Source organism: Corynebacterium lowii, assembly GCF_001412085.1.
GTDB lineage: Bacteria > Actinomycetota > Actinomycetes > Mycobacteriales > Mycobacteriaceae > Corynebacterium > Corynebacterium lowii.
Genome location: NZ_LKEV01000001.1, coordinates 617179 through 640692 on the forward strand (window position 1 = coordinate 617179; position 23514 = coordinate 640692).

The 23514-nt window shown below is 64.9% G+C and carries 17 protein-coding genes and 1 pseudogene; 13 read left to right on the plus strand and 5 right to left on the minus strand.

Translation table 11 applies throughout. The features are described from left to right. Window positions 1-58: 58 nt before the first annotated feature. From Clow_RS03025 to Clow_RS03055, 7 genes are all read left to right on the plus strand, one after another. A complete protein-coding gene (locus tag Clow_RS03025) occupies window positions 59-310 on the plus strand; it encodes a DUF3107 domain-containing protein (protein WP_245625674.1) in 252 nt (83 codons plus the stop codon). After that, window positions 311-1183: a DUF3152 domain-containing protein gene (locus Clow_RS03030; RefSeq protein ID WP_055176020.1), complete on the plus strand. Its 873-nt coding sequence runs from the start codon at window positions 311-313 to the stop codon at window positions 1181-1183. Beyond that, window positions 1180-2037 carry a TIGR02569 family protein gene (locus Clow_RS03035; protein WP_055176023.1) on the plus strand — a complete coding sequence of 286 codons (858 nt, stop codon included), beginning with the start codon at window positions 1180-1182 and terminating at the stop codon, window positions 2035-2037. The genes Clow_RS03030 and Clow_RS03035 overlap by 4 nt, the downstream gene beginning before the upstream one ends. A gap of 3 nt (window positions 2038-2040) precedes the next feature. Beyond that, window positions 2041-5112, plus strand: coding sequence for an ATP-dependent DNA helicase (locus Clow_RS03040; RefSeq protein WP_082418485.1), 3072 nt, complete (start codon window positions 2041-2043; stop codon window positions 5110-5112). Next, a complete protein-coding gene (locus Clow_RS03045) occupies window positions 5102-8398 on the plus strand; it encodes an ATP-dependent helicase (protein ID WP_055176029.1) in 3297 nt (1098 codons plus the stop codon). Before Clow_RS03040 ends, Clow_RS03045 begins: the two co-directional genes overlap by 11 nt. 124 nt (window positions 8399-8522) lie before the next feature. Continuing rightward, window positions 8523-9548, plus strand: coding sequence for a potassium channel family protein (locus Clow_RS03050; RefSeq protein WP_055176340.1), 1026 nt, complete (start codon window positions 8523-8525; stop codon window positions 9546-9548). After that, window positions 9545-11605 (plus strand): ATP-dependent DNA helicase UvrD2, encoded by a 2061-nt coding sequence (locus Clow_RS03055; protein WP_055176032.1) that lies wholly within the window; start codon window positions 9545-9547, stop codon window positions 11603-11605. Before Clow_RS03050 ends, Clow_RS03055 begins: the two co-directional genes overlap by 4 nt. Here Clow_RS03055 and Clow_RS03060 read toward each other — a convergent pair. After that, window positions 11579-12448, minus strand: coding sequence for a hypothetical protein (locus tag Clow_RS03060; RefSeq protein ID WP_156334556.1), 870 nt, complete (start codon window positions 12446-12448; stop codon window positions 11579-11581). The two genes, Clow_RS03055 and Clow_RS03060, sit on opposite strands and share 27 nt — an antisense overlap. 28 nt (window positions 12449-12476) lie before the next feature. On the opposite strand from Clow_RS03060, the gene Clow_RS03065 reads away from it, so the two are divergent. Then, window positions 12477-13004, plus strand: a complete 528-nt coding sequence (locus Clow_RS03065; RefSeq protein WP_055176038.1) for a M48 metallopeptidase family protein — start codon at window positions 12477-12479, stop codon at window positions 13002-13004. Further along, entirely contained in the window at window positions 13001-13909 is a 909-nt protein-coding gene (gene mmuM, locus Clow_RS03070) for a homocysteine S-methyltransferase (protein WP_055176041.1), read from the plus strand. The genes Clow_RS03065 and mmuM overlap by 4 nt, the downstream gene beginning before the upstream one ends. Here the strand turns inward: mmuM and Clow_RS03075 are convergent. Together Clow_RS03075 and Clow_RS03080 are read right to left on the minus strand one after the other, a co-directional pair. Further along, window positions 13818-15262, minus strand: a pseudogene (locus Clow_RS03075) (amino acid permease). The gene mmuM and the pseudogene Clow_RS03075 overlap by 92 nt on opposite strands. A gap of 30 nt (window positions 15263-15292) precedes the next feature. After that, the gene (locus Clow_RS03080; protein WP_055176044.1) at window positions 15293-16696 is read right to left on the minus strand and encodes a zinc-dependent metalloprotease; all 1404 of its coding nucleotides are present in this window, start codon (window positions 16694-16696) and stop codon (window positions 15293-15295) included. An 81-nt stretch (window positions 16697-16777) separates the two neighbouring features. On the opposite strand from Clow_RS03080, the gene Clow_RS03085 reads away from it, so the two are divergent. The 3 genes from Clow_RS03085 (at window position 16778) to Clow_RS03095 (ending at window position 19117) form a co-directional block, all read left to right on the plus strand. After that, a complete protein-coding gene (locus Clow_RS03085) occupies window positions 16778-17839 on the plus strand; it encodes a YlbL family protein (RefSeq protein ID WP_055176047.1) in 1062 nt (353 codons plus the stop codon). Window positions 17840-17947: 108 nt separating this feature from the next. Then, window positions 17948-18613 carry a S1 family peptidase gene (locus Clow_RS03090; protein ID WP_156334558.1) on the plus strand — a complete coding sequence of 222 codons (666 nt, stop codon included), beginning with the start codon at window positions 17948-17950 and terminating at the stop codon, window positions 18611-18613. Between the two features lie 75 nt (window positions 18614-18688). Next, window positions 18689-19117, plus strand: a complete 429-nt coding sequence (locus tag Clow_RS03095; protein ID WP_055176343.1) for a DoxX family protein — start codon at window positions 18689-18691, stop codon at window positions 19115-19117. On the opposite strand, the gene Clow_RS03100 is transcribed toward Clow_RS03095, so the two are convergent. Together Clow_RS03100 and Clow_RS03105 are read right to left on the minus strand one after the other, a co-directional pair. Beyond that, window positions 19114-19746, minus strand: a complete 633-nt coding sequence (locus Clow_RS03100) for a hypothetical protein (protein WP_055176053.1) — start codon at window positions 19744-19746, stop codon at window positions 19114-19116. The genes Clow_RS03095 and Clow_RS03100 overlap by 4 nt on opposite strands. A gap of 52 nt (window positions 19747-19798) precedes the next feature. Continuing rightward, complete coding sequence (locus Clow_RS03105; RefSeq protein ID WP_055176056.1) at window positions 19799-20320, minus strand: PPA1309 family protein; 522 nt, start codon at window positions 20318-20320, stop codon at window positions 19799-19801. Window positions 20321-20523: 203 nt separating this feature from the next. Between Clow_RS03105 and Clow_RS03110 the strand changes: the two genes are divergently transcribed. Beyond that, window positions 20524-23499: a UPF0182 family protein gene (locus Clow_RS03110; RefSeq protein ID WP_055176059.1), complete on the plus strand. Its 2976-nt coding sequence runs from the start codon at window positions 20524-20526 to the stop codon at window positions 23497-23499. The last annotated feature ends 15 nt before the right edge of the window (window positions 23500-23514 follow it).

The following is a 23514-nucleotide window of genomic DNA, read 5'->3' on the forward strand; positions in this document are numbered from 1 at the left end:
GACCGCCGGACCTCCGGTGCGGAACCCTTAAAGAATCTCCATGTACGTGTCGAAGAGGATGAAGGCAGAGGCTGTAGAGGCTATGGACATCAAGATCGGTTTTCAAGAGTCCCCGCGGGAACTGGTGGTGCACGTGGCTGACACCGGTGCGGATCTGAAAGAGCGCATCGCACAATCCCTGAGCAGCGGCGAAGGCGTATTGGAACTCCAGGGCACCAAGGGGCGAACCTACCTGGTGCGCAACGCCACCGTTGCCTACGTGGATATGGGTGCCACCACCCCCCGTGCCGTGGGCTTTGCCGGGGCCTAAATGGCCTCCTCGGACAGTGCGCTGGTGCGTTTTGCCCGCGATTACGGCTGGCGTGCCTATGCTATTCCGGTTCTCGCGGTCATCACCGTATGGGTGTTGTGGGATATGGTCACCGCTCCCGCCTCGGAGGAAGGCTCCCAGGCTGAAGTGACGCAGGACACCCGCACGGAGGGGCAGGAGACCAAGCGAGGCCCAGTGCCCTCCGACGAAGGGGATTTGAAGGTTGCCGCAGACCGCCTCCCCGCGGGAGGTACCTACACGGAACGCGGAAACGGAACGTATCGCGTGATTGGCTCCCCCGGGATGAAAGTAGGGGAGGGCAAAGAAAAGGTCGTGCGCTACGTCATTGAGGTGGAAGGCGGCGTGGACACCGCCGGCCTGGGCGGGGATGACGCCCTGGCCTCCATGATTGATGCCACCCTGTCTAACCCCAAGGGCTGGACGCATGATTCCGCCTATCGCTTTGAACACGTGACGGACTCGGACGATCCCACCATGCGGATTCAATTGACCTCCGTGGGCACCACGCACGAGTTGTGTGGCACCAACTTGGAGATGGAGACCAGCTGCTTTTATTCGGCAGGCAACCGCGTGGTGATTAATGAATCCCGTTGGGTGCGCGGAGCCACACCCTTCCAGGGCGATTTGGGCAGTTACCGCCAATACCTCATCAACCACGAGGTTGGCCACGGTCTCGGCTTTTCCGAGCACGAGCCCTGCGCGCGCGACGGCGAGCTGGCTCCGGTGATGATGCAGCAGACGTTGAGCTTGAATAATTCTGAGCTTGCCGGCTTTGACCCCAGCGAGGTTTATTCGGACGATAACGCCACGTGTAAATACAACCCGTGGCCTTACCCCAAGGTGGCACCGTGAATAAAGTTGCAAAACCAGCACAGATTTTCCCGCTTGAGCCCCGCTCGGAGGGGTTGCCAGACCAGGTAGCGGCGGTTTTTCACGCGGAAGGCGCAGAACCCACCCCGCTTGGCAGCGCCTGGGATCACGGGTGGCGCATCGGCACCGTGGCGCTCTCACGTGCGGTGGGGCCGCACGTGGCGTGGTCGGCGCGGGTGCGCGATCGCCTCGACGTGCCGGGGCTCAAGGTAGCGCGCCCCGTACGCTCCACCGATGGGCGCTTTGTGGCCGGAGGCTGGCGCGCCTCCACCTTCCAGGAAGGCTCGCTGGTGGCCCGCGTGGACGAGACCATCGTGGCGGCGCTGCGTCTAGAGGCAGCCTTGGTGGGGGTCAGCGAGCGCCCCGATACGGGTGGGGACGATATTTTTTCCGTGGCCGATCGCTGCGCGTGGTCCCCGGACGTGGGTGCCGTGGACATGGAACTAATGGATGCTCGCCTGAGGGAGGTCATTCAGGATCTCCGCGCCGCCCGCGAGGACATTGACGCCCCGGTGTGCATTGGACACGCGGATATGCTGGGCACCACGATCTACGCGGAGGGTGAGGGTCCGGTGCTTACCGACCTCGTGGGGGTACTGCGCCCGCATGGATACACTGCCGTTCAGGCGATGGTGGATGCTTTGCTGATTGAGGCCACCGACGAGGGCGTCTTTGAAAGGTTTAGCCATATCCCCGAGGCAGAGCAGTTGGCGGTGCGCGCCGTGCTATACCGCGCCTACGTATGTGCCCAGGTCGGAGGGGTGTATACGAACATTGTTTCGAACATTGAGAGGGTTGCTCGGCTGGTGCTGTCCCGCCTATCTGCCACAATGTGAGGCATGACCGAAGCATCGCTATACCCCCCAGCCCCCGAGGTTCGGCTCACCGCCCGGCGGCGCACTGAGGGGGAACGCCGGTGGGAAGAAATACCGGGGGGCCTGCCGCAGCGGGGGCGCTGGCGAGTGACGGGACCGGCGGGGGCGGGGGTGAGTTCCTTCCTCGTGGATACCGCCGTACAGGCCATCGCTCACGGCGCGGACCCCTCGGGTGTGCTCATCGTCACCGCCTCCAAGGACGCCGCGGGCAGGCTTCGCCGGGAGCTGACCGAGCGTCTTTTGGCGGGCCAGGGCCGCTACGCCGCCGAGGAACCCGCGGTGCGCTCCATTCACTCTTTGGCCTTTGCCCTGTTGCGACACGTCAGCGAGGAGAAGATTCGCCTCATCACCGGCGCGGAGCAGGACGCGGTGATACGAGAATTACTGGCGGGCCATGCCGAGGAAGGCCGTGGCCCCTGGCCTGCGGATTATGTTCCAGCCTTGGAACTGGTGGGCTTTGCCCGCCAATTGCGCGATTTCCTGTTGCGAGCCGCCGAGCGGGGAGTGGGGGCGGCGTCGCTAGAAGAGCTGGGGCAGCGCTATGGAAAGCCTGCTTGGGAGGCGGCGGGAACCTTCCTGCGGGAATACGAGCAAACAATGGCTCTGAGCGAGGCACATTCCTATAGCGCCTCGGAATTGGTGAACGTGGCTTTGCGGGCGCTGCGCGCCGAGCCCTCCATACTCGATGGCCTCTGGCACACGGTGCTGGTGGACGACGCCCAGCACCTCGATCCGCTCTCCGGGGAACTGCTTTCCCTCCTGCTTGATCGCGCACGCCTCGCCGTGGTGGGCGGCGACTCTGCACAGTCCATCTTCCGTTTCCGGGGGGCCTCGCCGGATTTCTTACGCAACCTGCCGGTGGAACACGAGGTGCACCTGCCGGAATCGCGCCGTAAGCCCGCCAAGGTCATCCACGTTGCGTCCTCGGCGGTGGCGGAGCAGGCCTTTTATACCAATGCGTTGCGCCGCGCCCACCTCATTGACGGGGTGCCGTGGAGCGAGATCGCGGTGATCGTGCGCTCCTCGGGGCACATTGACCCCGTGCGCCGCGTGCTCCTAAGCGCCGGTATCCCCGTGCACATCGAGGCCACGGATATGGTGCTGGCCCAGCAGCCCGTGGTGGCGGGCATGATTCTGGGAATCAAGGCGCTGCGCCAACCGCTCGACGCCACAGAGCTTGAGGACCTATTGCTCGGCCCGGTGGGCGGTGCGGACCCGGTGACCCTGCGCCGCCTGCTGCGCGGCCTGCGCCGCTGGGAGATGTCCACCCGAGCGATGGTCACGCTGCGCCGCCTTATCGACCCCGCTATTCCCCACGATGAGGAGACCGAGGAGGGGTTGCGCGAGGTACTCACGGAGCGCGAATGGGACATTCTCACCCGCATGCGCGAAGTACTCGGCGCGGCCTCCGTGGCGCGCAATGATGGCGGCTCCGTGGAGGAGGTGCTCTGGGAATTGTGGCAGGCCACGGGCCTTTCGGAACGCCTCTCCGCGGCAGCACTGCGTGGCGGTGCGGCGGGCTCCCAGGCGGATCGTGACCTGGACGCTATGATGGCGCTTTTCGACGCCGCCGGTGACTACGTGGAGCGCCGCCCCAATGCCAGCGTGGACGCCTTCATCGAGCACATCGAGCAGCAGGAATTGCCCACGGGCGTGCGCGATCGTCGCGCGGCGGCCCCCGAGGCCGTCACGGTGCTCACCGCTCATGGTGCGGCGGGCCGCCAGTGGCGCGCGGTATTGATGGTGGGGGTACAAGATGATGCCTGGCCCGCTCTGGGGGAGACGGGCACGCTCTTTGAACAAGAGGAGTTCCTAGACCTGGTGGACGTGGGCATTGACCCCGAGGTGATTATCGGCCGCACCAAGGAGAAGATGGAAGAAGAGCGCCGTCTTTTTCACGTGGCGGCCAGCCGGGCCACCGAGTATCTGGCGATCACCGCCGTGGAGGAAGAGGACGAAGAGGTCAAGGAGCCCTCGCGTTTCCTCGAAGAGGTAGAAGGTGCTCAGCGCGTGGAGGCCGCTTCTAGCGAGGTGGCGAGCACGGAGGCGGAGGGGAGCGAAGCTCCGCGCTTTGCCGTGCTCTCCGTACCCGCAGCGGTAGCGGAACTGCGCCGCGCGGTGTGTGCCGAGGAGACCTCGGAGGCGGTGCGCCGCCAGGCGGCCCGGCAGTTGGCCCGATTGGCCGAGGCCGGGGTGCCCGGAGCGCACCCGGAGCAGTGGTGGGCGGCCAGGGAGGCCTCCACGCAGGAGACCCTGGTGGTGCCGGGTAGGGTGCGCGTTTCCCCCTCTCGTATTGAGGCGCTAGAAGCCTGTCCGCTGCGGGCGGTGGGGGAACGTTACCTCTCCACCGAGGACGCCCCGCATCTGCTCAAAGGCTCGCTCGTGCATGCCTATGCCGAGGCCCTGGCCAGGGGGGTGGAGGCCGATAAAGCCAAGGAGATCGTCACCCAGGCCTGGCTGGGTTCCCAGGATGGCCCGCAGTGGCGTGAGGAGCAGGTCAAAGAAGAGTGGGAGCGGCTGCTCACACGCACCTGCTCCTGGATTGAGGCACGCGGTGTGGCCGTGGGTGTGGAGATGAATGTGGCGGTGCCCATCGGGGAATCGGTGGAGATCGTCGGGCGCATGGACCGCTTGGACAAGGACGCCGCGGGAGACCACTACATCGTGGACCTTAAAACGGGAGCCTCTGTCCTTCCTCAGGCCAAGGCGGAAGAGAACATGCAGCTGCGGGCCTATCAATTGGCCCTGGCTCGTGGGGAGATTCGCGGCGGGGAAATAAGAGCGGGCAGTAACCACCCCCAGATTGGCGGCGGGGTGCTGGTCTATCCGGCTACGGACGCTCAGTCGGTAACCACCCGCGAGCAGGCGGCGCTGACCCCGGAGGAATTGGCCGAGGTGGAGGAGCACCTGCCCACCCTGGCCGAGGAACTGCGCGGCCCACACCTGCTGGCCCGCGTGAACGAACACTGCGATAAGTGCGCCTTAAAGCTGGTGTGCCCGGTGCAACCAGAAGGGAAATCCACCGTTGCTTGCTAAAACCACGGGGCAGATCAGCCCTAACAAACTCGCCGCCCTCTTAGGCCGTAATCAACCCACGGAGCAGCAGGCGGAAGTGATTGCCGCCCCGCCCGGTCCCATGCTTGTGGTGGCCGGTGCCGGTGCGGGCAAGACGGAAACGATGGCCTCCCGCGCGGTGTGGCTGGTGGCCAATGACTATGCGGAGCCGGATCAGATTTTGGGCCTCACCTTTACCCGCAAGGCCGCCCAGCAGTTGCGCCAGCGTATCCGGGGCCGTCTGCGCAGCCTGGCGCTCAGCCCAGCACTGAGGGATGTGGACCCCAGCGGGGAGTTGGCCAAGCACCTGGAAAACGCGCAGCCGATGGTGCTCACCTACGATGCTTATGCGGGCCGCCTGGTCAAGGAGTACGGCCTGCTGGCCCCCGTGGAACCGCAGGCCAGGCGCATCTCGGAGACGGAACTATTCACCATCGCCTCCCGTGTGGTGCGCAATTATCGGGGTGTCCTCGGTGTGGAACACACCCCGGATACCGTGGTGGATAACCTGCTGGCCCTGCATGGGGAAATGCTCAATCACCAGATTGAGCCGAGGCAGATCTGGGAGGAATCAGAAGCCCTCATCAAAGATATGCAGGACCTCCCCCCAGCTAAGGGCCAGCGCAAAGAACTCAATAAGACCATGCAGAAGTGGCTGGCCGCCCAGGAGCACCGCCTGCAATACCTGCCCCTGGTGGTGGCTCTGCGCGAGGAACTGGCCAGCCTGAGCGTGGCGACCTTTGCCGAACACATGGCGGTGGCCGCCCACCTGGCCAGCAACCACGATTCTGTGGGTGCCATGGAGCGGCGCAGGCACCGCGTGGTCATGCTCGATGAATACCAGGACACCAGCCATTCCCAGCGCGTGCTGCTACGCGAACTCTATGGTCGAGGCAAGGATTCCGCGCTCACCGTCAATGCGGTGGGCGATCCCATGCAGGCCATCTACGGCTGGCGCGGGGCCACGGCGGCCAACCTAGAGGCCTTCATGGAGGACTTCCCGGCGGGCGAGCACCCGGCGCCCAAGAAGGAACTCACGGTGAGTTTCCGCAACCCCGATTCCGTGCTCCAACTCGCCAATGCCGTGTCCACCACGGTGCTGGGCGCTCCCGATAATCCCCAGCGCACGGTGGCGCCCTTGGTGGCCTTCGGGGAGGAAAAGGGAGAGGTGGAACTTTCCTGGTTTGCCACCATCGAACAGGAGCGCGCCTGGGTGGCCGAACGCATGGCGCGGCACTATGAGCAGGCCCAGCGCGAGGAAAAGCCCTTTAGCGCCGCCATTCTCGTGCGCGCCAATAAGCACAGCGCCCCGCTCGCCGCGGAACTGGAACAGCGCGGGGTGCCCTGCGAGATCGTGGGCTTAGGCGGGCTTATCGACGTCCCGGAGGTGGCCGATGTGCTCGCGGTGGCACGGCTGATGATCCGCCCCTTTGACGATGCCGCCGCCCTGCGCATCCTCACCGGCCCCGCAGTGGGGCTGGGTTGGGCGGACGTGCGCGCACTTTCCCAGCGCGCCCGCAACCTGGCGGGGCGTGCCCGCGCGGATCGGGACCCTGTTGTGGAAGAAACGCGAGACCCGGAGGAGAAGCTGCGCCGCATGGTGGCCGAGGCTCTGCCCCTGGATAGGGAGCAGAAGGCGGGGCTGGGTGATGCCGTGGCCGATCTGGGCGAGGGGGCTGGAATCAGCGAGGAGGGCCGCCGACGTGTGGAATCCCTCGCCTCAAAGCTGCGTTTGTTACGCACCCGTAGCCTGGGCAAGCCCTTGGTGGAGATTCTGGGTGATATTGAGCAGGTGATGGGGGTGCGCACGGAGGTGCTGGCGCGCCGTGATCCCTTTGCCGATGGCGCGGTGGGCACCGTGCACCTGGATCGCCTCTTAGAAGAGGCCTCGGGTTTCTCTGCCATTCCGGGGGCCACCCTGGGTGGTTTCCTGGATTATTGCGATCTGGCTCGTTCCAAGGATCGTGGCCTGGAACCGGGGGCGGTGAGCCTGCGCAGCGACCGAGTGCAGATTATGACGGTGCACAAGTCCAAGGGTCTGGAATGGGAATACGTGGCGGTGCCGCACGCGGATAAGTCCACCTGGGATACCAAGGCGCAGACCTTTCTCACCCAGATCAAGAGGGTTCCGGCCACCCTGCGCGGGGAGGTGCAGGAGGCCACGAGCGCGAGCCAGGATAGCCCGGTATTCCTGCCTGCGGGAGTAGAAAACCGCAAGGAGTTTGAGGAGGCGGGCAAGGAGTATCTGGCCGCCGTGCGCGAGGCCGAGGCCGAGGAGGCCACGCGGCTTTTCTACGTGGCGCTCACCCGCACGGAGCGTTGCCTCATGGTCAGCGGTAGTTCCCTGCGTGGGGCCACAAAGCCGGTGGCCCCCTACGCTCACCTGGAAGCCCTCAAAGAGCAGGCTCCGGGGGGCGTCGTGACGTGGTACGGCGCCCAAGACCTCGCAGATGGCGAGGAACAGGAACTTCCCAGCCCCCCGCCCCCCGCCGAGGCTCGGTTCCCCGCTGCTGGGGTCCCGGCGGCCTTAGGTAGGGGAGCGGAAGCAGTGCGCGCGGCCCTGGAAAATCTGCCCGCTCAGGAGGAAGGCGAGCTCTTTAGCCAGTGGGAGGCGGACGTGACCGCGCTGTGTGAGGAGCAGGAGGCCCTGAGTACCCCCGTGGTGGAGGTGGAGCTCCCCGGTGAACTCACGGCGAGTGACCTGGTGAATCTCAAAGCAGACCCAGTGCAGTTTGCCCGGCGTCAGCGCCGCCCCGTGCCGTTTAAACCCAATTCCTATGCCAAGCGCGGCACGGCCTTCCACGAGTGGTTGGAGGAGCGTTTTGGTGGCGCGGGCTTGCTCGATGAGGACCAGTTGCCGGGCCTGGGAGAGCCGGAGGAAACCCCGGTGGATGTGGAGCGGCTGAAAAAGGCCTTCCTGGAAAGCGAGTGGGCGCAGCGCACGCCGGTGTATGTGGAGCACCCCTTTGAAGTGAGCATTGGCGAGGCGGTGGTGCGCGGGCGCGTGGACGCGATCTTCCAAGATCAGGAAACCGGCGAGTGGATCATCGTGGATTGGAAAACAGGAGCTCCGCCGATGGGGCCGCAGCGCCGCGCGGCGGAGATTCAGCTGGCGGTGTACCGGGTGGCGCTGAGCGAGCTTTTGGGTACGCAGAATATCCGGGCGGTGTTTCACTACGTGGCCTGGAATCGTACCTTGGAGCCGGAGCATCTGCCGGATCGTGAGGAGTTGGCTCAGCTCATCACACAATCCACCCGGGATTCTTAGGTGCCATCCCACGGGGACACAGAAGGGGATTAAGGTGTCAGGGGATCGTTAAGAAGGCAAGCAAGGAGGAGCGGTGGCTAAGAGATTTCGGGAGCGTTTTCGCGCCGATGGTCAGCTCAGCGCCATGCCGGTGCACGCCCTCCTCGGGGTGATCTCCATTCCGGGCAAGCCGCGCAGCAGCCCGTGGGTGCTCATCGGTACCCGCGTGGGCTATGCGCTCATCTTGCTGGTATTTGTGGCGGTCATCGTCTACATGGACCGTGATGGCTATTCGGAGCAGCTCACCTTCATTGACGCGCTGTATTATTCGGCCGTCTCGCTTTCTACCACGGGATATGGCGATATTACGCCGGTCACCCAGGGTGCACGCGTGGTCAATATCTTGCTCATCACCCCCTTGCGCATCGCCTTCCTTATCATCTTGGTGGGCACGACGCTCTCGGTGCTCACGGAGGAATCGCGGAAGTCTCTGCAAATACAGCGTTGGAGGAATCGAGTGCGCAATCACACCATCGTCGTTGGCTATGGCACCAAGGGACGTTCCGCCGTGGCGGCTTTGCTTGCCGACGGCGTCCCGGCCCACCAGATCGTGGTGATTGATACGGACCGCGTGGCGCTATCCAAGGCTGAGAATCAAGGGTTGGTGACGGTACATGGCTCGGCTACCAAGGCCGATGTGCTCAAGATCGCAGGTGTGAGCCGCGCGCGTTCCGTGGTGGTGGCCCCCAACCTGGACGATACGGCGGTGCTCGTCACGCTATCGGTGCGCGAGCTCGCCCCGAGCGCCATGATCGTGGCCAGCGTGAGGGAATCGGAAAATCAACACCTCCTGGAACAATCCGGGGCGGATTCCGTGGTCATTTCCTCGGAGACGGCCGGGCGCATGCTAGGCCTGGCCACCGTGACCCCCTCGGTGGTGGAGATGATGGAGGATCTGCTTTCCCCGGATGAGGGCTTCTCCGTGGCGGAGCGTCCGGTGGCCGAGGACGAGGTGGGAGCGAACCCGCGCCACCTGGCCGATATTGTGTTGGGCGTGGTGCGCTCCGGGGAGCTGTACCGCATTGACTCCCCGGAGGCGGAAACGGTGGAGCCGGGGGACCGTCTGCTCTACGTGCGCCGCGTGATGGGTCAGGACGTGGACGATCTATGAGTCAGTCGGCATTGAATCTCGCTGACCTCGACGAAGATCAGCGGGTAGCGGCCACTGCGCCGCGCGGCCCGGTGTGTATCTTGGCGGGTGCGGGTACGGGTAAAACCCGCACGATTACCTATCGCATGGCCCACCTCATTGGTCAGGGCTTTGTGGCCCCGCAGCGGGTGCTGGCGGTAACTTTTACTTCTCGGGCCGCCGGAGAGATGCGCGATCGCCTCAATCACATGGGTATTGGCGGGGTGCAGTCTTTGACCTTTCACGCGGCGGCGCTGCGCCAATTGCGCTACTTCTGGCCGCAGGTGGCGGGCGATTTGCCGTGGAAATTGTTGGACAATAAGTTCCCCCTGATTGGCCGCGCTGCGCGTGGGGCAGGGGTAGAACCAACCACGGAAATGCTGCGCGATCTGCTGGGCGAGATCGAGTGGGCCAAAGCCTCCCTGGTCACGGCGGACGAGTACGCCGAGCGTATCCAGGGCACCCACCGCACCCCGCCGACCTCCGCGCAGAAGGTGGCGGAGGTGTACCGACGCTACGAAGCCGCCAAGACCTCACACGAGGGCATGCTGTTGGACTTTGACGACCTCCTTTTGCACACCGCCGGAGCCCTGGAGAGTTCCCAGGCGGTAGCCGAGGAGTTCCGCGAGCGTTACCGCAGCTTTGTGGTGGATGAGTACCAGGACGTCACACCCCTTCAACAGCGGGTGCTCGATGCCTGGTTGGGGGAACGCGACGACATCACGGTGGTGGGAGATGCCAACCAGACGATTTATTCCTTCACCGGGGCCAGTCCGGAGAATCTGCTGCGTTTTTCCCGCCGTTATCCGCACGCCACGGTATTGAAGTTGCAGCGCGATTATCGCTCCACTCCGCAGATCACGGAGCTGGCCAATGAGGTTATTGATAAAGCCAGTGGCCGCCTGGCGGGTACCCGCTTGCGTTTGGAAGGTATGCGCGCGCCCGGCCCGGAGCCGGAATACCACTCTTATGCCGATGAACCCACCGAGGCCCGCGAGGTGGCCGGGCAGATTCTCACTCTGCTCAGCCGGAGTGTACCGGCCTCGGAGATAGCGGTGCTCTACCGCATTAACTCCCAATCGGCGGCCTTTGAACAGGCGCTTTCCGAGGCCGGAATTGTCTACCAGGTGCGCGGCGGGGAGGGCTTCTTTCAGCGCGCCGAGGTCACTCAGGCCATTGGGCAGATGGTGCGGGCGGCCAATGCGGGCGACCTCCCGGATCTTCCTCTGGGCGCCCTGGTGCGCCGGATTCTGGCGCCCCTGGGTCTTACGGAAACCGAACCCAGCGGTGCCCAGGCCAGGGAGCGCTGGCAGCTCTTGGGAGCCCTGGCCGATCTCTCCGAGGAGTTGGCCAGGGATATTGAGGGCTTGGACTTATTCGGTCTGCTCGCGGAGTTGCGCCGCCGCGCGGATTCCAAGCAGCCCCCCACGGTGCAGGGGGTCACTCTGGCGAGCTTGCACGCGGCCAAGGGCCTGGAGTGGGACGCGGTTTTTTTGGTGGGCCTCACCGAGAATATGTTGCCCATCAGCCATGCCATTAAGGCCGGTGACCACCAGATCGAGGAGGAGCGCCGCCTGTTCTACGTGGGTATCACCCGCGCCAGGGAGCACCTGCATCTTTCCTGGTCGCTGGCGCGTCAGGAGGGTGGCCGGGCCTCGCGCAAGCGCACGCGATTCCTCGACGGGGTGGCCCCGGAACTCGATGTGCGAGAGGTGCCCCCGCGCAGCACCAAGGCCAAGCGCTGCCGGGTGTGTGGCCGCCCCCTGCACGGGGCCACGGAGAAGCAACTGGGCCGCCACGAGGATTGCCCCGCGGGAGAGGACGCCGCAGTATTCCAGGGGCTGCGGGCCTGGCGCAGCGCGCTGGCCAAGGAAATGCAGAAGCCGCCCTATATCGTGTTCACCGATGCCACCCTCGTGGCTATCGCGGAGGCCCTGCCCGCCACGGAGGAGGAGCTGCTGGATATTTCCGGGGTGGGGCCGGTGAAGGTGGAGAGCTTTGGGACCTCGCTGCTAGAAACCCTGGACGCCTACCGCTGAGGGGGCGCACAGCACGCAGCGCGGGTGGGCTGCTAGCGCGCTGCGTTCCTCCATATCGCCGGGGCTATAGGGGGAGAGGCGCAGTACCTCGCCGGGCCTCAAGGTCATCGGGGCATGCCCCGGAGGCTCGGGTTGAACGCCCGCCAACCAAGCACCCAGGGCGCTCAACCGAGCCGCCGTGGCGTGGAGAACAGTGGCGGGGGAGCGGGCGGAATCCCGTTGGGCGAGCACGGGGAACCAGCGCGGGTCCTCCTCGTTGCGGTGCAGAACGTAGCACAGCGGGCAGGGGCCTGCTCCCCGGAGGCGTAAGGGGCCGATGATCCCCTGGGCGTCGATAAGCAGGGCGGGCAGGAAGGTGGGGCAGTGCGCGAGGAGCAGCGGGCTGAGGTGGGCGTAGCGATCCGCGCAATCAATCACGAGCACCGGGCCGCGCGCCTGAGCGAGGTCGCGCGCACCGAGGGCGTGGCGCACGGTGAGCCCGGATTGGCGGAGCAGGTCGGCGCTGAGCCGGGCTAAGGGGCTGCGCCCCACGATGGTCACCGGCCGACGCAGGTGGGAGGGCACACGCAGCACCCGATAGGCCAGCAGCTCGTGGAGGAGGGAGGCGGCGGCCAGGGGTGGCAACCCCGCCTCGCACAGGCGCGCGATGACCTCGGTGCGCGCTGTGGGCTGGCGCAATTCCCTCAGAGCCGTAGCGACGGCTCGGGCGTCGGGCACCTCGATAATTCCGGCGCGCCGGGAATCCACCCCGCATTGCACGTGCCGTTCATCGCGCACCAACACCTGCGCGGCCTGGGCGAGTACCACCATATCCATCGTTAATCCCCCGTTTCTTCCCTCCACAGATACAGCATAGGTACACTTCCGTGGCATGTCCGCTGCACAACCACAAAGCGCAGAAGAACCCGAGGTGGAGGTGATTGCCTCGGCGCGGCGTCGGAAGTCCGTGCAGGCGCGCCTGGTCGATGGGCGGATTCAGGTGCGCGTGCCCGCCGCGATGAGTGCGGCGGATCGGGAGCACGCGGTGGCGCAGGTGGTGGCCTCGTTGCGTCGCAAGATTTCCACCCGCGATAGCGCCGAGGAGCTAGAGCAGCGCGCCCGCAGGCTCAACGAGCAGTACTTGGAGGGGCGCGCCCGGGCCACCTCGGTGCGGTGGGTGAGCAATCAGAGGCACCGCTGGGGTTCCTGCACCGTGGGCACCGGGGAGATTCGGCTCAGCGATCGGCTTCGGGAGGTGCCGGGCTATGTGCTCGACGCCGTGCTGATCCACGAACTCGTGCACACCTTCGTACCCGGCGGGCACAACGCGGAGTTCTACCGCTGGGCGGACCGCGCCCCCAAGGCCGAGCGCGCCAGAGGTTTCCTGGAAGCCTATCAACGCTATGGGGAGGGGCAATGACCTTTCTGGAGCACCTGCGCGCCGCCGCAAAAACCGCTACCGCAGGAACCCCGCTGCTTCTCGACGGCGGCCTGGGCACCCACCTAGAGCAGCGCGGCCATGACATCAGCGGGGCGCTGTGGTCCGCCCAGATTTTGGAGGACAAGCCCGCCGAGGTGCGCGCCGCCCACGCCGATTTCTTCGCCGCCGGGGCGCAGATCGCCACCACTTGCTCCTATCAGGTGACCTTCGAGGGCTGCGGGCAGCGCACCCAGGACCTGCTGGAATGCAGCGTGCGTCTTGCCCGCGAGGCGGCCCGGCAGGCGGAAGAAGCCACGGGCGAACCTCACTGGGTGGCGGCGTCGATAGGCCCCTATGGGGCCGGGCCGGGCGAGGGCACGGAGTACGACGGCGCCTATCGCAAGAGTGCGCGGGAACTGGCGCGCTGGCACGCACCCCGCGCGGAGATTCTGGCGGGCACCGGCCCTGACCTCCTCCTCGCGGAAACCATCCCCTCCCTTATCGAGGCCGAGGCCCTGGCGCGGGTGCTCTCTGACATGCCAGGCACCACCCCGGTGGCGGTGAGTTTCACGGTGTCAGGTGGCCGCCTGCGCGATGGGTCCAGCCTGCTCGACGCCACCCGCCTGGTGGAGCAGATTCCCACCCTGTGCGCGGTGGGGGTCAATTGTTGCAGCGCCGGGCAGGCCCGCCAGGCCCTCAACCTCCTGGCCCAGGAAACCACGGTGCCGCTGCTGGCCTACCCCAACTCCGGGGAACGCTGGGACGCCGCCGCCCGGCGCTGGGTATCCGCACCCCAGGAATCACCCTTGGCGCTTATCGACGCCCCCGTGGCCCTTCTCGGCGGCTGTTGCCGGGTAGGCCCTGGGGAGATCGCCCGGCTGGCGCAACAACGAGATAGTAGATAGCCAGGCACAACACCACGAAGGGGACGCCGAAGAGGAGAGCGGCCACCTGATTGGGGTCGAAGGCCACGGCAACCAGGGAGACGAGGCAGGCGGCCAGAGTCAGGTAGGGCACCCAGGGATAGCCGGGGGCGCGGTAGGGGAGATCGGCCAGCGAGCCACCGGCGGCGAGGTAGGCGCGCCGGTAACTCAGGTGGGCCACCACAATAATGATCCACACGGCCACCACGGCAAAGCCCGCGATGGAGACCAGGGCCAGGTACACCCCACCGGGGGAGAGCACGCTGTTGAACAGGGAGAAGAGCCCGCCCGCCAGGCTCACCGCCACCGCCAGCAGGGGCACGCCCTTGGCGGTGGTGCGCCCAAAGGCGGCGGGTAATTGCCCCTTGTGCGCCAGGGAATAAAGCAGGCGCGAGCAGGCGTAGAGGCCGGAGTTCCCGGCCGAGAGCAGGGCGATGATGACCACGATGGCCATGAGGTCCGCGGCATAGGGGATACCGGCCTGCTCAAAGACCATCACGAAGGGGCTGTTCTCCACCGTCTCTTCGGCAGCCTCCCCGTTGGGAGAATAGGGCAGCAGGGCCGCGACCACAAAGATCGCGCCGACGAAGAAGAGCAGCAGCCGCAGCAGTGTGGCGCGCAGGGCCCGTGGAATGGTGCGCTGTGGTTCGGCGGTTTCACCGGCGGTGATGGCGATGAGTTCGGTGCCGGAGAAGGCGTAGAACACCGCCAGGGTGGTCAGCGCCACACCGCTCAACCCGGTGGGAAAGAGGCCCTCGGGGGTGAGGAAGTTCCCCAGGAGCGGGGCGCCGGAATCGGGGGCGCGCCAGCCCAGAATCAGGGCGGCGCCGAGAACGATAAAGACGACGATGGTGGCCACCTTGACGGTGGAAAACCACGATTCCGCCTCCCCGAACCAGCGCACGGAATAGGCATTGAGCCCAAAGAGCGCGGCGGCAAAAAGGAGGCACCACACCCAGGTATCCACGCCGGGGAACCAGCGGCCCATAATGAGTGCGCTGGCGGTGAACTCCGAGGCCAGGGCCGCCACCCAACACAGCCAATACAACCAGGCGGTGACGAAGCCTGCGGCGGGCCCGATGGTCTTGTGCGCATAGGTGGCAAAGCCCCGGAATCGGGGAAGGCCACGGCCAATTCCCCCAGGCTTGCCATGACCATCCACGCCACGGCCGCGCCAATGAGATAGGCCAGCACCGCTCCCAGCGGCCCGGCCTGGGCGATGGTGTAGCTGGAACTGACGAAGAGCCCGGAGCCGATCACTCCGCCCAGGGCGATCATCATGAGGTGCCGGGAGCGGAGAGCGCGCTGCACGCCCTGGGATTCCTGAGCCGTCATGTGCAGTGAGACTAGCCCAGGGGCGAGATATTACTGGGAACCGTCCTCCCCTTTATTTTCATCCTCGCTCTGGGAATCATCCTGGGAGTCCCCCTTGGAGTCCTCCGCCAGGCGCTTTTCCAGCTCCTCAATCTCGCTGATGGGGTCAAAGCCGTGCACGCCGCCCTCATCGAGTAGGCCGTCGATGAACTCGGCGGAGTTATCCAGGTCCTCGGCGGTGGGGAGGAAGTCCGGGTGATCCCACACGGCGTCGCGCCGCTCCACGCCCACGGCCGTATCCACGCGCCGCCACAGTTCCATCGCCTCGGCCACCTTGGGGGCGGAGAACTCGATGCCCACCACCTTGGCAAAGGCCTGTTCGGCAGAGCCCCCGGTGGCGCGGCGGCGTCGCCACGCCTCATTCATCGCGGCGGTGGAGGGGATGCGCTCGCCCATCGCCTGAGTGACCACGTATTCCACCCAGCCCTCCACCAGGGCCAGCAGGGTTTCCAGGCGGGACACCGCACCCGCGTTGCGGGAGCTGATCTTGGGGCTCATGTCCATGTTTTGCAGTTGCTGCATGGCCTCCTGGATGGCCTGGGGATCGCCCGAATCCAGGTTCAGGCCGCGGGCGGCCTCCTCGATGTGGGAGGTATCAATCACCAGGCCTTGAGCGTATTCCTCCACGGAGGAAACCAGGCGTTCCACCAGCCAGGGCACGTGGTGGAAGAGGCGCTGGCGGGCCACCTCTCGGGCGCAGATGTATACCAGCACCTCCTGGTGCGGCACGTTGAGATCCTTGGCCACCCGCTCGATGGTGGTGGGCAGAATCGCGGTGACCCCGGCGGGAGCCACGGGCATGCCGAAGTCCGAGCCGGTGAGCGCCTGCCCGGCGAGGTCGCCCAGGGCGTGCCCGAGTTGCATGCCAAAGTTCATGCCGGACATCTGCTTCATCATCTGGCTCATCGGCCCCATCATCTGCCGGGCCTCCTCGGGCAGGGAATCCAGCTGTGCCTGGTTCATGTTCTCCGCCACGGGGGTGACCATGCGCTTCCACATGGGCATGGTCTTATCCAGCCAATCCTCGGGTGTCCACGAGGCCACCGAATTATGCGCCTCGGGCAGCGCGGTGGCGTCGCCAAGCCATAGTTCGGCCAGGCGCACGGATTCCGCCACGGCCTCGGCTTCTTTCTTGGGAATGTCCTGGGTATTGCCGCCTAATTGCTGGCGGGCAATGCGCTGGGCGAGGTCATAATTAACGGGCCCGGCCCCCTCCGGTGAGTTCATGGAGGAACCCATGCCGGAGAGCATTTGCCCAAACTGATTCAAAATATCGCCCAGGCCGCCGCCGCTAAAGCCGAAGGCCCCAAAGGGCTGCTCCCCGCGCCGCTTATTTTCATCGTCATCGTCGCCGTTGTTATTGCCGAAGGAAAAACCAAAGCCGCCGTTATTCATAGCACCAACCTACCGGCGATCTGAGGGGTTGAGCCATCGAATATGCAACGCTGAGAGCGAACACGGGTAGCCTAATGCGATGTGAACCGCCGAATCCGAACCGTCGCCTGGGGAGCGCTGCCCGTTGTGGCGCTCGCCGTGCTCGTATCCACCGACCATATTCCCGGCACGAATATCGCCCTGACCGTGCCCTATGCCGCAGAGGGCACGGGGCCGAGCGTGGATACTTTGGGGCAGGTTGAGGGCACCGACGTCGTTGAGGTGGAGGGGGCGCAGACCTATCCCACCACCGGGCAGCTGAATATGACCACGGTGTCCGTGCGCAGCAATATGACTTTGGCGCAGGCCACCGCGCGCTGGCTTTTCACCGATGATTCCCTGGTGCCCATCGAGCAGATTTTCCCCCCGGGAAGCACCCCGGAACAGGTCAAGGAGGCTAATGCGGTGGCCTTCAATACCTCCGAGGCCAGCGCCACGGTGGCGGCGTTAAATCACCTGGGCCGTCCCCTGCACGTGACGGTGGCGGGCACCATTGAGGACACCCCGGCAGCCGAGCACCTACGAGAAGGCGATGTGATTACGGCGGTGGACGGCACGCCGGTGGATAAGCCGGGCCAGGTACGCGATCTCATCGGGGAGCGCGCGCCGGGGGATGAGATAACCCTGGCGGTGAGCCGCGAGGGGCATTTGGCCGACGTCGCGGTGCAGCTGGGGGAGGACCCGCAGGATTCGCAGCGCCCGCGCCTGGGGGTGCTCATGGGGTCGGAATCGGCCGATGGGGTGAGCGTGGATTATCACCTCAGCGATATTGGTGGCCCCTCGGCCGGCATGATTTTCTCCCTGGCCGTGGTGGATAAACTCACCGAAGGGGAACTCACTGGCGGCAAGTTTGTGGCGGGCACGGGCACTATTGCCGAGGACGGCACAGTGGGGCCGATCGGCGGAATTAAGCACAAGGTGCGCGCGGCGGCGGATTTGGGGGCGGAGCTTTTCTTGGCCCCGGAGGCTAATTGTCAGGAAGCGTTGACGGGCCTGCCGGAGGGCGGGGATACCGTGCTTGCCTCGGTGAATACCTTGGATGATGCCATCACGGCGATGTCGGATTTTGCCGCCGGGCGCGAGATAAAAACCTGCGGTAATTAGTCCTGCGGTAATTAGATATGGCAACTATTTGTGGCAATGAGTGGAAAGTCCTGTAGATAAGGCATTGTGATTTATGGTGGGGTGGGCTACATTAGCCGGGTGAAAAATATGAAAAAGACTTTTGCCGCCGCCGCTGCGGCCCTGGCGCTGGCGGTATCTACCGCTCCCACCTCCGGTGCCATCGAAGGCGGCCATGACGCGATTGCTACGCCGTGGTCCGCCAAGATACTGGTGAAGGGCCTGTGCAGCGGTTCCGTGATCGCCCCGAACTGGATTCTTACCGCCCAGCACTGCGTGGGAGATTATCAGGCGGGTACCGTGCGCATCGGGGAGCGCGCGGAGCAGAGCTTTTCCGTGGATCGAGTGGTGGTGGACCCCGGCGGCAGTGATGTGGCCCTCGTGCACACCGCGCAGCCCATGCCGGTGATCCCGGCGGCGCTTTCCACCGTGGAACCGGTGCGGGGGCAATTCAGCCAGACGTCCGGGTGGGGCGCGGGGCGTTTCCCCATGCAGCAGGGTAGCGCGCGAGTAGAGGGACGCTATACCGATAACGCACGCGGCGGGGCTTCGATGTTCGTCACTCGTGGGGTGGAGGGAAACCAGGAGCCGGGTGATTCCGGAGGCCCCTTCCACATGGGACCGATGGTCTTTGGCGTGCTTTCCTCGGTGGGAGCCAAGGACGACGAGGGGCACGTTGGGGCTAATTACACCTCCGTTGCTCCGCTGCTGCCCTGGGTTTATAGCACGATCGCTCCCGTAACTGGTTCCGTTTAATTCTGACTTTGCTTGAATGTGCCCGGGTCGTCGCCACGCGGGTGTGGGGCAGGCGTAGCCTGAGTTCTTATGACGATGAAATTGCCATCATTCCTTCGGCCCCGCCGCCAGCCCACCCGCTCTCAGAAGGGCACCCGTATTCTTTTGGGTGCCTTCATGTCCTACGCCGGTTTTTCGCACCTCACCTTCCACCGCAAGGACTTCCAGGATCAGGTGCCGCCGTGGTTCCCGGCTGATCCCGACGCCGTGGTGATCGGCTCCGGCATCGCGGAAATGGGCCTGGGCGCCGCGCTGCTGGGGCTGCCCAAGCACCACCGTCTCACCGGCTTGGCTCTGGCGGCCTTCTACGTGCTCATTTTCCCCGGCAACGTGGCTCAGTACGTGGAGCGCCGCGATTCCTTCGGGCTCGATACCGACGCCAAGCGCAGGGCTCGGCTCTTCGGCCAAATCCCGCTCATCGCCGCCGCGCTGTGGGCTGCGGGGCTCCCGGAGCGTCGGCGCTAGTCCTTCTCGGGGCTTTCCGACGCCCCCTCGGCCGCAGCGGAGGTCGTTCCCGCGGCGGTACTAGTGCTGGGGGTGGCGCTCGTGGGGGACTCCTCGGCGTCGGCAAGCCCCAGCTCAACGATGCGCTTTTCGGGGTCCACCTTGTCGGAGGAGACCAGTTGCTGCATCACCAGGCCCTTTTTGTTATCCACCACGGTGATAACGGCGGAGGTACCCAGGGTGGACCACCCCACCACCATGTCCCCGGTATCGCGCATCACGTGAGAACTGCGCAATTGCGTGAGTTGCTGGGTGCTGGAGGTGGCCTTGGCGGAGGAGTCGTAGAACTGGAACTGGCCCACCTCGGAGCCGGAACACTCGTGGGAACCCTCTAGCCCGTTCGGGGTGCAGGAATCGAACTTCTCAAAGAGATCTTTGGGGGCCAGGGAAGAATAGGTGGCGGCCACCTGCTCTACCTCCGTGGCTCCCTTGGTTTCGCTGGGAGTAGTGCTCGTGGAGGAGTCGGCGGCCTGCGTGCTTTCTGCTTCGGCTTCTTCTGCTGGCTGCGTGGTACCGGAAGAGCAGGCGCTTAAGCCGAGCCCTGCGGCAAAGAGGAGGGGAAGGGCCTTCCACTGGTTGCTGCTGCGCACGGCTGTGTTCTCCTTATGCTCCTGTTTTCTTGGCACGGCGACGGTTCTTATCTTAGACATCGAAGGCCGTGGGGTCTTGCTCCAGCCCGTAGCGTAGGGCCACAATCACCTCGGGGGCTACGGCATCGCCTCCGCGCAGCTCCACCTCATCCTGGGCGAAGCTCCCGGCGGCCTCCATCTCCTCCTCGGAGGGGCGGCGCTGCACCAGGGTTAGTTCCTCCCCGCTGCGCAGAACCCCAGAAAAAAGCCGCGCCTGCTGGGGCAGGGCTTGCTCGCCCTCGGAGGTATCGCGGAAGCGAATCTCCTGGGCCAGAATTACGCCCTCTACCTGGGGCGGCCAGGCGATGCGGGAGAGATAATCCGCCAATTCCGGGGAGCCGGGGGCGAGGTCGGGGAGGGAATCTTGCACCACGAGGGTCAGCGCCGCGCCCTCGGAATCATCCACGTGCTCGGGGATGTATTCGCTGGGTACCAGCCCAAAAAGCGTGGGGGAGGCATCCCATCCCTCGGCGTGGATGAAGTCTACGGCCTCCATCATGGCGCGGTTGAGTGCTTGCTGGGCTTTGGCGGGCATGGGTTTCCTTCTTTGGCTTTTCGACGTCGGGTGCTACAGGTGGGCTGCTGCCGCTGTTGCTGTGATGTCGGGCGGCGTCGGCTGCATTTGTCGATGGGGCCGCGTGTGGTCAGTTATCCCTCTGCTTCCGTATGGTAGGGGAATACGCTTATATCGCGTAATACACGCTGTCATCGGCATACATATATGGTAAGGAGCCCACGTTGGCGAATGGTTTTTCCCAACCGTCCACTCCCCTCAAGCGGCCGCCTAAAGCTATCGGCTGGATCGTTGGCATTCTCGCCTTTGTGGTGATGCTCGCTCCCATCGTGGTGGGGTTTTATACGGATTGGCTGTGGTTCGGTGAGGTTGATTTCCGCGGTGTCTTTTCCACCGTGGTCATTGCCCGCATTGTCCTCTTTGTTCTCTTTGGCGTGGTCGCCGGGCTGATTACTTGGCTCGCGGGGTACTTCACCTGGCGCAATCGCCCCAAGGAACTCTACGGGCACGATCTCAATTCTCCCGTGCACCAGTACCGCAAGGTGATCGAGCAGTCCGTGCGCGGCCTGTTACTCGTTATTCCCATTTTCGTGGGAATCCTGGCGGGTTTTGTGGGGCAGAACACCTGGCGCACCGCCATGCTCTTCCTCAACCGGGAATCCTTTGGCACCACGGACCCGCAGTTCGGCAAGGACTTAGGCTTTTATGCTTTTGACTTGCCTTTGCTGCGTATTTTGTCCTCCTCCCTGTCCCTCTTGCTGGTGATCGCCTTCCTCGTTTCCGCCGTGGGTTTCTACCTCCTTGGTGGTATCCGGGTGGGTAACCAGGCCGCCGGGATGAAGGGCCAGGTGAGCCGCGCGGCGCGGATTCAGTTGGCGGTGATTGCCGGGCTGTGGATGCTGGTTAAGACCTTCGGGTACTGGCTGGATCGCTATGACCTGATGAATAACGCCAATGAGACCTTCACGGGTGCTAGTTACACGGATATTAATGCCCAGCTCCCGGCCAAGATCATCCTCATGATTATCTCCCTGGTGGTGGCCGCGGCCTTCTTCTCTGCGGTGGTTATCAAGGATCTGCGTATTCCGGCCCTGGGTGCGGTGCTGCTGCTCGTTTCCTCTTTGACCATCGGGACGGCCTGGCCGCTGCTCATGGAGCGTTTCTCGGTGAACCCCAACCGCGAGGCCAAGGAGCGCGAGTACATCGCCCGCAATATCGAGGCCACGCGCACGGCCTATGGGCTCACCGACGATAAGGTCACCTACCTGGATAACTGGGGAGCCGACGGCGCCAGCGATGAGAAGGTGGCCGCCGATGAGGCCACGATCTCCAATATCCGCCTGCTCGACCCCGACGTGCTCAGCCCCACCTTCACCCAGCAGCAGCAACTGCGGAACTTCTACGGCTTCCCGGAGACCCTTTCCGTGGACCGCTACGAGGCCGAAGGCGAGATGCGCGATTACGTGGTGGCCGCCCGCGAACTCAACCCGAACTCCCTGCGGGAGAACCAGGCGGACTGGATTAACCGCCACACCGTGTACACCCACGGCAATGGTTTCATCGCCGCGCCCGCGAACAAGGTGGACGAGGTGGCCCGCGACGTGGGCTCCACCCGCGGTGGCTACCCGGTGTACACCGTCTCCGATCTCCAATCCAATGCCTCCGGCAATAGCGACGCCGAGAAGCTGGGCATGAAGGTGGACCAGCCCCGCATCTACTTCGGCCCCGTGATTGCCTCGGCGCGCGACGGCGCGGATTACGCCATCGTGGGCGATACCGGCAACGGACCGGTGGAGTACGACACCGACGACCAGAGCTACACCTACACCGGCCAGGGCGGCGTCGATGTGGGCAACTGGGCTAACCGTGCGGCCTTCGCTCTGAAGTACCAGGAGATGAAGCTCATTCTCTCCGATCGCGTGGGCTCCGATTCCAAGATTCTCTTTGACCGCGATCCCCGTCAGCGTGTGGAGAAGGTGGCTCCCTGGCTCACCACGGATTCCAAGACCTACCCGGCCGTGATCGACGGCCGCGTGAAGTGGATCGTGGACGGCTACACCACCCTCGACGCTCTGCCGTACTCCACGCGCACCTCCCTGCAAAACGTCACGGAGGACGCGCTCACCCCCGATGGAACCACCCAGCGCCTCATCAATAACGAGGTGGGCTACATCCGCAACTCCGTGAAGGCCACCGTGGACGCCTACGACGGCACCGTGGAACTCTATGAGTTCGATACCGAGGACACGGTGCTTAAGGCCTGGCGAGGCGTATTCCCCGACGCCGTGAAGTCCAACTCCGAGATCAGCGAGGACCTGCGCGAGCACCTGCGCTACCCGGAGGACCTGTTCAAGGTGCAGCGCGAACTGCTGGCCCGCTACCACGTGGACGATCCCCACGTGTTCTTCACCAACGATGCCTTCTGGTCCGTGCCCGCCGACCCCACCGATGACAGCGGCAAGGAACTACCCCAGCCGCCGTATCACATCGTGGCGGCCCACCCTCAGACCGGAAACCCAGCCTTCCAGCTCATCACCCCCTTCCGCGGCCTTCAGCGCCACTTCCTTTCCGCGCACATGACGGCCACCTCCGACCCGGAGAATTACGGGCACATCACCGTGCGCGTGCTCCCCACGGACACGCTCACCCAGGGGCCACGCCTGGTGCAGGACACGATGAGTTCTTCCGACCAAATCTCCCGCGACCGCACCCTGTGGGAGGGCACCAACGATCTCAAGGACGGCAACCTGCTCACCCTCCCGGTGGGCGGGGGAGAGATCCTGTACGTCGAACCGCTGTACTCGCAGCGCAAGAACCAGGATTCCGCCTTCCCCAAGCTGCTGCGCGTGCTGGTGAGCTACAAGGGCTCCATCGGCTATGCGCCCACCATCTCCGAGGCGCTGACCCAGGTGGGCATTGACCCGCGCGCCGCCCAGGAGATTCGAGAGGTAGACGGCAGCACAGCTGAGGGTTCTGCCGATTCTGCTGATTCCGCGGAGTCTACTGATAAGCAGGAAGCCGCGACGCCGACGCCGCCCGCCGGTGGTTCCGGCGCCCAAGGCGAGGCCATCGGGCGCATTAACGACGCCCTGCGCAAGCTGGAGGACGCCCGCGACGGCTCCTTCGAGGAGTACGGCAAGGCTCTCGACGACCTCGACCGTGCCGTGGAGAACTACCGTTCTGCGGAGAATAACTCCTAAGGCTCGGGTTCTTTC

Excerpts from the sequence above, each read along its gene's own strand:
- Clow_RS03080 (WP_055176044.1), bottom strand. The coding sequence starts at position 16,696 with ATGAATAACGGCGGCTTTGGTTTTTCCTTCGGCAATAACAACGGCGAC.
- Clow_RS03055 (WP_055176032.1), top strand. The coding sequence starts at position 9,545 with ATGAGTCAGTCGGCATTGAATCTCGCTGACCTCGACGAAGATCAGCGG.
- Clow_RS03065 (WP_055176038.1), top strand. The coding sequence starts at position 12,477 with ATGTCCGCTGCACAACCACAAAGCGCAGAAGAACCCGAGGTGGAGGTG.
- Clow_RS03050 (WP_055176340.1), top strand. The coding sequence starts at position 8,523 with ATGCCGGTGCACGCCCTCCTCGGGGTGATCTCCATTCCGGGCAAGCCG.
- Clow_RS03025 (WP_245625674.1), top strand. The coding sequence starts at position 59 with ATGAAGGCAGAGGCTGTAGAGGCTATGGACATCAAGATCGGTTTTCAA.
- Clow_RS03090 (WP_156334558.1), top strand. The coding sequence starts at position 17,948 with ATGAAAAAGACTTTTGCCGCCGCCGCTGCGGCCCTGGCGCTGGCGGTA.
- Clow_RS03105 (WP_055176056.1), bottom strand. The coding sequence starts at position 20,320 with ATGCCCGCCAAAGCCCAGCAAGCACTCAACCGCGCCATGATGGAGGCC.
- Clow_RS03030 (WP_055176020.1), top strand. The coding sequence starts at position 311 with ATGGCCTCCTCGGACAGTGCGCTGGTGCGTTTTGCCCGCGATTACGGC.
- mmuM (WP_055176041.1), top strand. The coding sequence starts at position 13,001 with ATGACCTTTCTGGAGCACCTGCGCGCCGCCGCAAAAACCGCTACCGCA.
- Clow_RS03095 (WP_055176343.1), top strand. The coding sequence starts at position 18,689 with ATGAAATTGCCATCATTCCTTCGGCCCCGCCGCCAGCCCACCCGCTCT.
- Clow_RS03040 (WP_082418485.1), top strand. The coding sequence starts at position 2,041 with ATGACCGAAGCATCGCTATACCCCCCAGCCCCCGAGGTTCGGCTCACC.